Genomic DNA, 13015 nt, shown 5'->3' on the forward strand with positions numbered 1-13015 from the left:
CCATGAGCGAGCCGACGGCACCGGGTGCGGTCGTGGGATCGGTGCCGCTCGCGCGGATGGCCCACGCGTTCTCGATCCAGCTGATCTGCCGCGTGCTGGGGATGCTGGCGTCGGTGGTTTCGGTGGCGATGACCGCGCGCTATCTGGGGCCCGGGCGCTACGGCCAGCTTTCCATCGCGCTTCTGTTCATCGCGATGTGGACGAGCCTGGCCGACCTCGGAATCGCCACCGTGATCGTGCGCCGCGTGACCTCCGGCCGCGGCGACCTCGAGCGCCTGGTGCGCATCAACAGCGGCCTGGCCCTGGTCTATTGCGTTCCGCTCGCGGCGCTGGCGGCGGTGTCCGGGTTGCTGGTCTATCGCGACCCAGAAGTACGGGTGATGCTCGTCGTACTATCCGGCGCGCTGCTGATGCAGACCATGGTGACCCGATTCGAGCCGGTATTCCTTGCCACCGTGCGGTTCTCGGCGGTGGCCATCTCCGACGTCGTCGGCCGGCTGGCCGCGCTGGCCATGGTCGCCTGCCTGGTGGCGACGCGGTCGGACGTCATCTGGTTCGCCGTCGCGCAGCTCATCCCGCCCGCCCTGCAGCTGCTGATCCAGGGCGCTGCCGCGATGCGGCATATCTCGGTGCGCCCGATCTTCGCGGTGCGGGAGTCCGCCGATCTGCTGCGGGAAAGCCTGCCGCTCATCGGGTTTCTGGTGGTCGGGTTGCTGTACTGCAGGGCCGACGGCGTGATCCTGTCGCTGCTGAGCACCCACTCCGAGGTCGGCGTATACGGGCTGGCGTTCACGATCGCCTTCAACACGATTGTGGTGTCGCTGATTTTCCTCAAATCGACGCTGTCGACGGGCACCGAGTTGTTCGCGCGTGACGTCGCCGCCTTCGCCGGCTTCCTGCGCCGCAGCGTCGAGCTGATGTACTTCGTGGCCGTCCCGGTCGCGGTCGTCGGCGCGCTGCTGGCCGGACCGTTGATCGGGCTCTTCGGCGATAAGGCGTTCATCGCACGCGGCACGCCGACGCTGGCCCTGTTGTTCGTCGCGGCGGCCCTGCGATTCGTCAGCGGCACCCTTGGCCAGGGCTTGGTCGCCAGCCATCACCAGAGGGTCTTGTTCTGGTTGACGATGGCGACCCTGGTGCTCAACGTCGGGCTCAATCTCGCCCTCGCCGGGCGGCTGGGCGCCGTCGGCCCCGGCATCGCGTTGGTGTGCACCGAGTTCTTCAACATGGTGATCAGCACCTGGTGGCTGCGCCGGCGCTGCGGTTACCGTACGCCGGTGATGTTCTTGCTGCGGTTGCTGATACCGACGGGAGCGAGTGTTGCGGTGACGCTGCTGCTCTCGGGCCAGCACGTCGTGCTCATCCTCGCCGCGGCCGCCGCCGCCTACCTGGCCACCAGCGCGGCCGTCGGCCCGCTCAGCTGGTCGGACCTGTCCTCCTTGCGGGCCTCGTCGCAGCGGGACCAGCTGGTGGCATGACGCGCGAAATGGACCGGGCATATCTGAAGCGCCCGGTCGGTGCCCCGGCCGCCCTACCATCCGAGCGCCCACTTGCCGTGCTGATCGTCAGCGACGTGAGCGACGCGCCGCTCGAGACGTGCCTGCGCAGCATCGCCGAACATCTTCCGCGACTGCCGGTCTACGTCTACCGGGAAGACGGCGACGGAACGCCCGGTCAAGCGGACCTGCCCGCACGGTACCCGGGCGTGCACTGGGTGCCGGGCCCGCCGAACCGTGGCTTCGCGGTGGCTTTCAACGCGCTTGCGGAGCACGCACCGGGCGACGCCGACCTGTTGTTGCTCAAGTCCCACGCCCGCCTGCTGGGACCGTTGACTCGCACCCGAGAGTTGCTTCGCCAACCGGGCGTGGCGGCGGTCTCGCCGATGGGGACCGCGCCGGGCCGCCGGCCGTGGGACATCGCGACCCGCAACCCAACATTGATCCGAGCGCTGACCGCTAGCACCGGCCGCTCCGGCTCGCTGCGCGGCACCCCGATCTCCCATCCCTATCGCCGCCAACCTCCCGAATCACGAGGCATCAAAGGGTATTTGGGCGGCGCCTGCCTGGCCGTCAACCGCGCGGCCTGGAACACCATCGGCGGCTTCGACGAAGAATTCTTCCGGCACGGCGCGGAGGCCGACTGGCAGACGCGTGCCCGCGCGGCGGGCTGGCGAATGCTGCTGGCCGACGAAGTCGGTGTCGACGAGGGCAATCCGGTGGCCAGCGACCGCGATCGCGACCTGGCGCGCGCCAGCGCCGCCTTACTGCTCGAACACCGGAACAGCGTTCACCACGCCGACGCGTATTTGGCCGGGACCACCCTGCTGGACCGGTTGCGGCGGCCGAAACGCGCGGCGGCCAGAACCGCGGACCTGCCGACGATAGTGATCAGCACCAACCGCCTGGTGTACGGGGGCGCCGAGCGGCAAAAGGCGTTGCTGGCAACGGAATTGGACCGGCGTGGCTACCCGGTCACCATCGTCTGCATGCAACGGTTCGGCCCGTTGATCTCCGAGATTCCGCCTACCGTGCGAGTGGTGCGCCAGCCTTGGTGGGCACCAACGGTCGACCTCCCCGCGGGCCCGGCGGTACTCATCACGGCCGACACCAACACCGAGGCGGGGTTCGCCACGTTGTGGCGCGCCGCCGATCGGGGCCGGCGCTGGCTGGTCGCCCCGCACGTTCCTCCCGAGGAAGACCGGCCCATCTACTCGCGGCCCCTGACCGCCGCGATGCGCCGCGCGGACGGCTTCATCGTGCTGGCGCAACGGCATTGGGACATGCTCGCCGCGCAGCATCGGCTTTGGGGACGGCGCTTCGTGGCGCCGAACGGCGTCACACCGCCCGCCGACCCGGCCCCCCGGATCCGCCGCGCGGACGAACCGCTGCACCTGGTGATGCTTTCGCGCATCCTCGAGCACAAAAACCCCCACGTGCTGATCGACGCGCTCGGCGACCTCGCCGACATGCCTTGGCAGCTATCGATTTTCGGTGACGGTCCGGATCGGGAGCGGCTGCAGGCGCGCACGCCCGCCGGCTTGCGCGATCGGGTGCACTGGCGCGGATGGTCGGCCGGTCCAGGCCCCGCGCTGGCCGACGCCGACCTGCTGTGCGTCCCCAGCCGCTCCGAGGCCTTTCCCCTGGTGATCCTCGAGGCGATGGCCCGGGCGGTGCCCGTCGCGGCGTCGGCGATTTGCGCCGTCCCGGAAATGCTGGATTTCGGGCGCGCGGGATTCCTCGTCGAGCCCGTGTCGGTGCCGGGATGGCGGGAAAACCTGGCGCGCATCCTGGCCGACCCCGCCGCGCTGCCGTCGGTGGGGCGACGCGGATTCGAGCGCATGCACCGGCACTACACGGTGGAGGCGATGACCGACGCCTACGTCGACGCCATCAACGGCGTGCTGTGAATTCAGTTCGGCTGCTTGGGTTTTGCACCCAGGATCTTCGCAACCGTGCGGGGTGAGGTCTTGTGCTGGCCGAATCCGCCGTAGAGAAAATACCGGGGCTCCACGTAGATCTGGTCGATGTCCGTCGGGACGTCCGCGAAATGGTCGGACAGGGCGGTGTCGATGAAGAACGCGTCGGAACCCGAGTGGGAATTGCAGCACACCAGGCGGTAGTCGAAGCGCGCGAACAGCGCCGCGAAGCTGCTCAGCGATGCCCCGAAGTAGTCGTCGGACTCCCAGACATGATCGGGGTCGTAGGCGATCTGGAACTTCACTGGAGGCGGAAACTTGCCGTTGTATTCGACGATGAACAGCTTGGGACGGATGCCGCCCGCCAAGAGCTTTTCGACGAGATAGATGTCGTTGCCGTCGAGGTCCAGCGAGATCACGTCGACCTGCGTGGCGTCGATTCTCTGCAGGCACGACCGGCTCAGGTCGAGGATGTTCTCCGCGGTGATCCACGCCTTTTCGTACGTAAAGCTCGGGCCGGGCTGGAATGCGACCGCCAGATCCTGGCCTCCGACCCAGAAGCCCTTCCAGCCCAGCGCCGCGAGGATAAGTGTGTTGTTCTCCGTCCCGTCGCCGACACCGAATTCGGCGAAGACCCCGTCGTCGAGCCGGCCGATCCGGCGCAGGACCTCCAGCGTTATCCCGTCCTCGTCGGTCGCGGAAAAGCACTTCTTCCCGGCCCGGTTCAGCGGATTGGGATGGCTTGCCTTCACCGACTGGGAATGGTCGAAAAGGATCAGATCCTTGAGCTGGTCCCGCGTTTCACTGCCGAGAATGCGCCGGATCCTTTGCCTCAGCGTCTTTCCCGGCGGGGGTGTCGCGCTTCTGGACATTTGGAGGTTAAAGCTACCACGCCGAGGGTAAATCACTTGCGCACAATCAATTCCGGACGGTTTTTGCTTGCTCATCGCGCCGAGCGTGCCGTAGGTTCACCAGTGTTCTTCTTCCGCTCTGATGTCGCGGAAGATGTGCAGGAGGCTGGATAACCGTGCTGTGCCGCATCTGCAATTCCAGCACCAATCCGGCGTTCACCCGTAAGATCCTGGGCAAATACGACTGCAAGTATTACTTCTGCGACAGCTGCGGCGGGCTGCAGACCGAAGAGCCTTATTGGCTGGACGAAGCGTATGCGAGCCCGGTGGCGGCAGCCGACACCACCATGCTGTGGCGCAACCAATATCTGGCGCGCGCGATGTCGGTGCTGCTGTTCTTTCTCTTCGATCGCAACGGGCGGTATCTCGACGCGGCCGGGGGCTACGGCGTTTTCACCCGCCTGATGCGCGACGTCGGCTTCGACTACTACTGGACGGACAAGTACTCCCCCAACCTGACCGCACAGGGCTTCGAGGCGGACGCCGGTCCGGGTGCGCCGTACACGGCGGTCACCGCCTTCGAAGTGATGGAGCATCTCACCGACCCGGTCGCGTTCGTGGCCGAGCTGCTGGAGACGACGGGCACCGACACCATCGTCTTCACGACGGAGCTTTTCGACGGCGGGCCCCCGCCGACGGAGGAATGGATGTACTACGCCTTCGCCACCGGGCAGCACATCACCTTCTATCAAAAGCGGACGCTGGAGCTGATCGGAGAGCGCTTCGGCATGCACTTCCACACCTCCAAGACCCGGTGGTGGTGGCTCGGGGGGATGGGCCTGCACATCTGGACGCGGGCGAAGATCAATCCGCTGGCCTGGCGCCTCCTGGCCTCCCCGCGGGTCACCAACCTCCTCCAAGGCGTGCCGCGACGCGCGCTGGAGACCCGGATGTGGACCGACGCTGACATGTTCCTGCAGGCCGACGGAGAAGCGTGAATTCGCCTCGGGTGCTGTGGCTTTCGCCGTGGACGCGGCCCGCGGTACGCGTGCAGTCCGAGGCGCTGATCCGGCGGGGGGCCGACGTGCTCCTGGTGACCTCCGACCGGCACCCGGAGTCGGACGCCGCGCGGGACTACGAGTTGGTGCTCGATCCGCGATTCAAGACCGCCGCGACGTGGCCCCCGACCGTCAAGGCGTGGCGCCGCGTCCGCCGGTTCCGGCCCGACGTCGTGATCGCCGAGATCGTCCGCGATCCACGCTGGATCGCGCTGGCCGGCCGCACCCCGCGGATCCAGGTGGTGCACGACGACAATCCGCACGACCCCGACGAGGAGCGGCCGTCCTACGAGCGGGCCGTATTCGACCGCTGGGGCGCCCGCTCGGCGGCCACCATCACCTACTGCAACTACGTCGCGGCCGCCGTCGCGCAGCGCCGCGATGTCGCCGGCACGCCGGTGCATGTCGTGCCGCTCGCCAGCGACATCGACCCGCCCCGGGTGCCGCCGTTCGTGGGGGCCGAAGGGCGCCATGACTTCGTCATGTTCGGCCGGCTCAACCCCTACAAGAATGTCGACGTGGTGCTCGAGGCGTGGCGGCGACATGTCGTCGGCGGCGGCTGGCGCGGCGACAACCTGGTGCTCATCGGCGACGGAACGCTGGACGCCGGGGCGCTGCCCAAACACACCCACTGGCGCAACGGCAGTTACCGCTACGCCGATGTGATCCCGACGCTGGCCGCCGCGAAAGGTTCGGTCTCGCACTACCGGCGCGCGTCACAAAGCGGCGTGCAGGTGCTCTCCATGCAGCTCGGCGTCATGCCGATCGTGTCCGACGTCGGCGGTCTGCCCGAATACCAGCCGCCGGGCTGCGCCCCGGTCGGGGTCGACGACGTCGCCGGGCTCGCCGCCGCGTTCGATCTGCTGGCCGACCCGTCCGTCGCGGCACAACTGGGAGCGGGGGCGGCACACCACTACGCGCGCCGATGCGCCGTCGAGCACGTCGCGGATCGTTTTCTGGAAGTTATCGCCGAGGTGTTGTCCGCTCGGCGTTGACCCGCTCAGGCTGTCCTGGAATCCGGTGGCCCGCAGGCGATTCGGGCGCTAGCAACGTGCTCGGCGAGCCGGACCCCGAGGGCGATGCCAAGCAGCGTCGGGTTGGCCTGGCTCGATGTCGGCAGGACGGACGTGCTCGCGATGTACAGCCCGCGCACCCCGTGCACCGCGAGATTCGGATCCACCACCCCGTCCTGCGCAGTCTCCGACATCCGAGTGGTTCCGACCTGGTGGAAGCCGGCATACCCCTTCATGAACGTATGCACCGACCGCTCGACGTCGTCGGTCAGCCACTCCACGCGGCCGACACCGTGACTGCGCAGCTGCTCGTCGATCAGGGCGATGGCCTTGCGCACACTCTCGTAGTCGGCGTCCGAGAAGTGCATATGGGTCCGGATCCTGCGCATGCCAAGCGAATCCCGCTCGTCGGTGAGCTCGACGCAGCTCTCCCAGTGCGGAAGATGCTCGCCGTGGTAGTGCAGCAGATACCGATTGTCGGCGCTCTTGACGAAGAAGCCGGGCGCCTTGCGGCCCCTGCGGAGGAACCGGGCGTAAGGGAATACGATCGCGAATCGAATCGAACCGAACAGGTCTCGCACGATGTTGCGCAGATGCGCGCGGATCCGCGGTGATCCGTCCGTCTTGGTGTGCGCCTCACGAATCGCCCGGGCGAGCAGGAACCGGCCGAGCGGGGAGATCAACGTGAGGTACACGCCGGACAGGATCCCACTTCCGTGAGCCGGGTCGCTGATCGGCGGATTCACCAGCCAGACAGCGGCATTCGGCATCCCGGTATCGCGGAGCAGCTGTGGGTCGAAGGTAAAACGCCGCCGCACGTACACGCCCTCGTTGTCTCGCTCGTAGGCATGGATCACCTTGTCGGTGGCGAAGTGCACGCGCGCCACGCGGGCCTCGACGTGGGACATGTACCAGCGTCCGAGGTGCCCGCCGGCGTTGCCCAGGCCGGCCGGATGGTGGCGATCCGACGCGAGCAGCAGGCGAGTCGCTTCGAGTCCGCCGGTCGCGATGATGTAGTCGGTTGCGACGACCCTGCCCGCCCGGCCGTCGAGCGTCTTGACGACGAGGTGGTCGACCGAATCCCCGGCTTCGGTCGTCACGATTTCGGTGCACGTCAGGCCGGTCCACAACGTAAGGCGGGAGGCGTCACGCAGCGCGGCCCGGTACTCGCGGCCGAAACGTGTTGGGGCCCAGCGTTCGAGATCCGTCGTGCGCACCGCGCCGTCGGGCAGCCCGGCGACCAGGTCGTCGTTCGCGATCTCGGGGATTTCGCGCGCATTGAATATGGCCTGACCGCATCCCACCCAATCGCAGGCCCGTTGCCGGTAGGGCTCAATCTCTTTGTCCGCGATCGGCCAGGGCGCCTGCGCGGTGATCGGCCGGTCCTCGAAATCGATGGGATCGAACTTGACGCAGCGGCCACCCCAGAGCGCACTGGTCCCGCCGACCTGTCGGCGGACCGTCAGCTCACTGCGCGAATGGAAGTAGTCGTCTTGGCGCGAGTCCAGGGTCGCCAGCTCCTGCGCCGCGCGGTCTGTACGCGCGAGACCGCTTTCGATGAGCGCCACTTGCACGCCCGATCCGGCAAGCTCGAGCGCTGTCACAATGCCGATCGGCCCGGCCCCCACGACGACCACATCGGTCTCGATCGCCGTGCCGGCGACGAATTGCTTTGGGCCGCGGATCATGCCGCGAACCCCGCTCGAAACTCCTCGACCAGGGTGTGGAACCGATTCGAGGTCTCCGCGTCCGGCGGCGACGAGACGGCGGCCGCGGCTTCGGCGACCCGGTGTGGCTTGGTGGTGCTGAAAAGTATTGCGGGGCAACCCGTTGCGGCGGCGGAGGACCCGAGGATCAGTTTTGGGAGCACGCCGGGGGCCAGCGGATCCATCTGGAGCGCATCGCGCCACCGCTGCGCCAGCAGTGCGTCCGCTCGCAACGCCGCCGAGAGTGCCGCGTACGGCCGGTTCAGCACGCCGAACGCGAGATCGGCCGGACGCGGCGGCGGATTGAGCAGATCGGCGCGAAGCTGGTTCACGCCCTCGGGCGCGAATGCGCCGGCGAAATCCACGTCGAGCCCCTCGTCTTGGGAGACGCCCCACGCGCGAATCTTGCCCTGCCGGCGGGCGCGCTCGAAGAACCGGCGAAGTTCATCGCCGACGATGGTGTCTCCCGGTCGCGGGCCGTGGACGAACAGGATGTCGACGTAGTCGACGCCCAGCGCCGCGAGGCTCTGATCGAGGCTGCGTTCGGCCATGTCCGCGTCGTATAGCCGGGCGGTCGCGGGCCTGTTCGCGCGTTGCTTGACGGCGCGCCGGAGTCCCGGGGCTTTTCGCAGCAGCGCGCGCGCCGGAGCCTGATAGCGGCCGAGACGGCGGGCCGCGCCGCCGACGTCGATGCCGAATTTGGTTGCGACGGTGACGCTGTCACGCTTGACCGTACGCAGGAACAGCCCCAGCTCCGCCTCCGCCATGCCAAGCCCGTACATCCGCGCGGTGTCGAAATGGGTGATCCCGCAGTCGACCGCGTTGCCGAGCACGGCCATGCGGTCCTTCCGGGACGGCGACTGCATCAGCCCGCCGCATCCGAAGCCGACCGCACTCAGTGTCAGCTGCGGTCCCCGAAGTTCAATCTGCTCCAACACCACAGCCCTCGTAGATCCGGCGGAGCTCCGCGTCGATCACTTCGGGGCTGCGGGTCGCCGCGATGTGCGCCTGCCCCCGCGACCCGTCGCGCTCGGCCAAGTCCGCGTCGCGGAGGTACCGGCCGATGGCCGCGGCCAGGGCGGGCACATCGCCCGCGGGCACGAGCATGCTTGGGTCCGAAGCGATTTCGGCCGTCCCGCCGACCGGGGTCGCCACGAAAGGACGCGCACCGGCGAGGGCCTCGGTCAGGATCATCGGCATTCCCTCGGCGAACGACGGCAGGGTGACCACTCGCACCGACCGGATCAAGTCACGCACCCCGTCCGGATGTACCGGGGCCTCAACGGACATCCGCTCGGTGGGCGGGGGAACGTAATCATCGACGCGGCCGACTATCCGGCAGCGACCCTCGATGCCCTCGGCGAGCAGCAGCCGCCACGCCTCGACGAGCCGATCGACGCCCTTGCGCCGGCCGATGGTGCCCGCGAAGAGCACCACGGGCGGCGTCGTGCTGGCGCCGGGCGAATCCCGATCGATCACAATCGGATTCGCCACCACAGAGGTTGGCACCGTCGGCGCCACCTCCATCGTCGCGGCGCGCGCTTCCTCCGACAACAGGATCACGTGGTCCGCGCGGTTCAGCGTGGCGCCGACGAAGCGAGGGTGCGAGAGGGCGAAATCGGGAAAATCGGAGCCGTGGATGGTGATGATCACCCGGAAACCCCGGGCCCTGGCCAACCGGATCAACGATCCTTCGCGCAACCACGCTCCGCCGTTGGAGATGTGGAAGTGCACGATGGCCGCGCGGGGGGCCCTGGCCAGTGCCAGCCCGGCACGGGCCGTGAGAACGAGGCTCTTCGAGTGGCGCCGTCCGTTCCATGTCGACAGGACGCGGATGTCGTCCGCGCCGATGTTGTTGTCGCGGATGACCCGAATGACCGACTGCGTCCCGCCGAAGCTGTACATGTCCGGCCCGACGTGAATGACGGCGATCATCGTCGCTCGGCTAGGTCCCACAGCAAATCGACCACACGGTCAACATAGATCAGCTTGTCAGCCGTGGCCGGCCGAAACGGTGGCAAACTCACCGCTTTTAACCGGCCCATGACCGAAATCCGGCTGGCCGTCGTCCTGGCCCCTTTCTCGCAGGCCGGCAAAGGCCATCGCCGCGCCCAGGGCAAGACCGAGGGCCAGGGCGTCCATCGGCATCTCGGGCAACGGCCACACCGCCGAGATCGCGAGCAGGCCGGCGGCGACCGCCGCGCTGATCTTCGCCGGCGGCGAGGCGCAGCGGAACGCCCGGACGACCGGCGTGAGCGCGAACCAGGCGAACACCGCCATGCCCACCGCTCCGGCTTTGGCGAGCCACCACTGGTAGAAGAGGTGGGAGTAGGTGGGGCCCAGCTTCCATGCGAAGGCATTGGGGTCGTTCCCGGACGGCAGTTGGTATGCGTAGCCCAGGCCGTGGCCGAATACCGGCGCCTGGGCGATAGCCTGGTTGAGCCGGGCGACTTCCCTCAGCCTGTCCAGCGTCGACTCGTCCACGGCGAGAGCACTTTTCGTAACCCCGCCGAGCACCCGCTGGTTGAACGCGGTGAACTGATCGCTGAGCCATGCGCCGGCCTCCGAATGCTGCAGCAGGAACAGGGATCCGGGCACTGTTACCGCGAAGATCGCCGCGCTGACCGCGGCGACGGTCGCCGTCCGGCGCAGTGCCGACCAGCCGAAGCTGGCGAGGAAGGCGACGGCGGCGGCCACCGCGACGGCGATCAGGGTGTTGCGGGCGAAGGACAGCAGCGAAATCACCAGCGCGGGAGGGCCGAGCGCGAAGAACATGGCGGGCCGGACCCGGCCGATGATCGCGGCGGCGATCAGTGCGCTCAGCACGGCGGTTGCCGGCGTCTGGGTGGACAGCACGATGCGCAGCGCCTGCCCGGCGCCCGTCGTCCCCTCCAGGCTTTCCGCCCGGCCGGCCAGCCGGATGGCGTGCAACGAACTCACGATCGCCATGCCCGCCGAAAACCACAGGATCACGATCATGACGCGGATCGTCCATTTGAGGTAGCCGCCGTAGACGATCAACAGCGCCAGGACGAACCCCACGACCATTTCCAGCAGGGTCGTCGATTCGCGCACCACCATTTCGGCGTCATGTCTCATCTCGAATCCGACGGCGGTGAAGATGATCACGGCCGTGGTGAATATCAGCGGCAGCCGAAAATCGGCGAACCGCAGCCGCACGATCGGGAGTAGGTAGCAGATCGCCAGCACCGCGGTCACCTGGTACGCATAGATCGCCACCGGGCCCATGACCTTGCCGACGTGCAACCCTTCGGGCAGCGCGGCGAACGCCCCGAAGAGCGTGACCCCCACCATTCCTTCGGGCTTCACCCAGTACACGACCAGGCAGAACAACGCGGCGATCAGCAGCACACCCTCGGTGGTTCGGCGCACCGAGAGCACGCCGAAGATAAAGCAGCCGAACACGAACAGCGCCAGCAGAACTCCGTCGATCACCAGGCGAGGCCGGCCCGGCAGGTAGGGGATCACGCCGGCCTGCTGACCTTTGCCCGGTAGCTGCGGGCGGCGGCCCTGCTGTGTACGGACGGCCGGGCATCGGTCAGCACGGTGCCGACGATCTGGGCGCCGGCCGCGCGCAAGGCGGTTAACGCGTCCTTGAGTTCATCGAAGGTGGTTCGCTTCGCCCGGACGACCAAGACCGTGGCCTGCACGGCGCCGGCCAGCAGGGCGGTGTCGGCCGTCGCCAGCACGGGTGGCCCGTCGACCACCGTCAGGTCGAAGCGTGACGACAGGTCTTTCAACACGTTGTCGATCACTTCCGGCGCGTAGGCGCTGCAGGGCGACGTCTCGCGGCGCTGCGACCGCGATCCGAGCAGGAACAGCCTCGAAATCGGGGTCGGCTTCACGACTTCCGCGGCGATTTCCGGGCTGGCCAGCGCGTGGCTCAGGCCCTCGCCCGATTCGACTTTCAGCAACCCGGCGATCACGGGCCGGCGGGTGTCGCCTTCGACGATGAGTATGTCCTGCCCGAGTTCGGCCAGTGCCCGCGACAGGTTGAGCACCGTGGTCGTGGTTCCCTCACCGCCGAACGGCGCGGCCACCAGCACGCGGCGGGCGTCGGGTCCCATTGCCCTGCGCAGCCGGGCAATGAAGCCGCGCACGGCGTCGTCGAATGCGATGTCGGTGCCGAACCGCGGTGCGCTGCCACGCTTTCCGGGCAGCTCGGTCAGGGTCGGCAGGCCCGAAAGTTCTTCGAGCTTTTCGCGGGTGCGCACGGTGCGATCGCTGGCCTCGCGGGTCAGTGCGACCGCGATGGCCAGTAGCAACCCGGCGGTGAACCCCATCACGGTGTTGCGCACCGGCGACGGCGTGATCGGACCGTCGGGCACCCGGGGCGCCTCCACCACCCTCGCCCTTGCCACCGGCGTTCCTTTGGCCATCGGCTGTTGCGGCCCAGGCAATTCCGTCGGCTGGCCCGGAGCCGGGGTGGGCTCGCCCGCCTCGGGTCGCGTGCCGACGGCTACCGGCCCGCTCGGACCCGGATTCACGCCGAGCGTCCCGACTATCGCGGCGAATTGATCGGCCATCGCGCCCGCCAGTGCCGCGGAACGCGTCGGATCGGTGTCTTTGACGCTGATCGTGAACAGCATCGATTTCGCGGTGTATTTCACCTGGGTTTGGTTCACCAATACATCGGGACTGATGGGGACCTGCAGCTGCGCCACCGCGCGCTCCGCCACCGTTCGTCCGCCGGCGATCTGGGCGTACGACGACAGCCGCTCTTGCGCCGTCAACGTGCCGTTGTACAGCTCGGTCAGATCGGTGGCGCCCGAAAACGAGATGAGGACCGTGGCCGACGACTGATAGTGCTTGGTCTGAAACGCCGTCAGGGCCGCGGCGCCGATCGTGCACGCGAGCAGTGCGCCCACGAACAGTTTCCAGTGCGCGAACATGACCCGGATAAAGGTGCGGAAATCCATCCACTAAACCTCTCTGAGCCGACGCCACACGA

Annotated in this window: 10 protein-coding genes; 4 read left to right on the plus strand and 6 right to left on the minus strand. The window is 68.0% G+C overall.

From position 1 onward, the window contains the following. Positions 1 to 2 precede the first annotated feature (2 nt). Both A5736_RS10590 and A5736_RS10595 read left to right on the plus strand, forming a co-directional pair. The gene (locus tag A5736_RS10590) at positions 3 to 1478 is read left to right on the plus strand and encodes an oligosaccharide flippase family protein (protein WP_076246063.1); all 1476 of its coding nucleotides are present in this window, start codon (positions 3 to 5) and stop codon (positions 1476 to 1478) included. Continuing rightward, positions 1475 to 3406 carry a glycosyltransferase gene (locus A5736_RS10595; protein WP_076246065.1) on the plus strand — a complete coding sequence of 644 codons (1932 nt, stop codon included), beginning with the start codon at positions 1475 to 1477 and terminating at the stop codon, positions 3404 to 3406. Before A5736_RS10590 ends, A5736_RS10595 begins: the two co-directional genes overlap by 4 nt. Before the next feature lie 2 nt (positions 3407 to 3408). On the opposite strand, the gene A5736_RS10600 is transcribed toward A5736_RS10595, so the two are convergent. Next, on the minus strand, positions 3409 to 4287 hold the full coding sequence (locus A5736_RS10600; protein ID WP_076246067.1) for a hypothetical protein: 879 nt from the start codon (positions 4285 to 4287) through the stop codon (positions 3409 to 3411). 155 nt (positions 4288 to 4442) lie between these two features. On the opposite strand from A5736_RS10600, the gene A5736_RS10605 reads away from it, so the two are divergent. Together A5736_RS10605 and A5736_RS10610 are read left to right on the plus strand one after the other, a co-directional pair. Beyond that, positions 4443 to 5264 (plus strand): class I SAM-dependent methyltransferase, encoded by an 822-nt coding sequence (locus tag A5736_RS10605; RefSeq protein WP_083667312.1) that lies wholly within the window; start codon positions 4443 to 4445, stop codon positions 5262 to 5264. An 11-nt stretch (positions 5265 to 5275) separates the two neighbouring features. After that, on the plus strand, positions 5276 to 6319 hold the full coding sequence (locus A5736_RS10610; RefSeq protein WP_076122843.1) for a glycosyltransferase family 4 protein: 1044 nt from the start codon (positions 5276 to 5278) through the stop codon (positions 6317 to 6319). A gap of 5 nt (positions 6320 to 6324) precedes the next feature. Here the strand turns inward: A5736_RS10610 and A5736_RS10615 are convergent, their stop codons facing one another. Genes A5736_RS10615 through A5736_RS10635 form a run of 5 tightly spaced genes read right to left on the minus strand, consistent with a single transcriptional unit; the run spans position 6325 to position 12983 of the window. Then, positions 6325 to 8025, minus strand: a complete 1701-nt coding sequence (locus A5736_RS10615; RefSeq protein WP_076246069.1) for an FAD-dependent oxidoreductase — start codon at positions 8023 to 8025, stop codon at positions 6325 to 6327. Then, the gene (locus A5736_RS10620) at positions 8022 to 8948 is read right to left on the minus strand and encodes an aldo/keto reductase (RefSeq protein ID WP_076246143.1); all 927 of its coding nucleotides are present in this window, start codon (positions 8946 to 8948) and stop codon (positions 8022 to 8024) included. The genes A5736_RS10615 and A5736_RS10620 overlap by 4 nt, the downstream gene beginning before the upstream one ends. 16 nt (positions 8949 to 8964) lie before the next feature. Beyond that, complete coding sequence (locus tag A5736_RS10625; RefSeq protein ID WP_076246070.1) at positions 8965 to 9978, minus strand: glycosyltransferase family 4 protein; 1014 nt, start codon at positions 9976 to 9978, stop codon at positions 8965 to 8967. A 57-nt stretch (positions 9979 to 10035) separates the two neighbouring features. Next, on the minus strand, positions 10036 to 11532 hold the full coding sequence (locus A5736_RS10630; RefSeq protein ID WP_076246072.1) for an O-antigen ligase family protein: 1497 nt from the start codon (positions 11530 to 11532) through the stop codon (positions 10036 to 10038). Further along, positions 11529 to 12983, minus strand: a complete 1455-nt coding sequence (locus tag A5736_RS10635) for a polysaccharide biosynthesis tyrosine autokinase (protein ID WP_076246074.1) — start codon at positions 12981 to 12983, stop codon at positions 11529 to 11531. Before A5736_RS10635 ends, A5736_RS10630 begins: the two co-directional genes overlap by 4 nt. Between the last annotated feature and the right edge of the window lie 32 nt (positions 12984 to 13015).

Source organism: Mycobacterium sp. SP-6446, from assembly GCF_001954045.1.
GTDB lineage: Bacteria > Actinomycetota > Actinomycetes > Mycobacteriales > Mycobacteriaceae > Mycobacterium.

Excerpts from the sequence above, each read along its gene's own strand:
- A5736_RS10590 (WP_076246063.1), top strand. The coding sequence starts at position 3 with ATGAGCGAGCCGACGGCACCGGGTGCGGTCGTGGGATCGGTGCCGCTC.
- A5736_RS10595 (WP_076246065.1), top strand. The coding sequence starts at position 1,475 with ATGACGCGCGAAATGGACCGGGCATATCTGAAGCGCCCGGTCGGTGCC.
- A5736_RS10600 (WP_076246067.1), bottom strand. The coding sequence starts at position 4,287 with ATGTCCAGAAGCGCGACACCCCCGCCGGGAAAGACGCTGAGGCAAAGG.
- A5736_RS10615 (WP_076246069.1), bottom strand. The coding sequence starts at position 8,025 with ATGATCCGCGGCCCAAAGCAATTCGTCGCCGGCACGGCGATCGAGACC.
- A5736_RS10625 (WP_076246070.1), bottom strand. The coding sequence starts at position 9,978 with ATGATCGCCGTCATTCACGTCGGGCCGGACATGTACAGCTTCGGCGGG.
- A5736_RS10635 (WP_076246074.1), bottom strand. The coding sequence starts at position 12,983 with ATGGATTTCCGCACCTTTATCCGGGTCATGTTCGCGCACTGGAAACTG.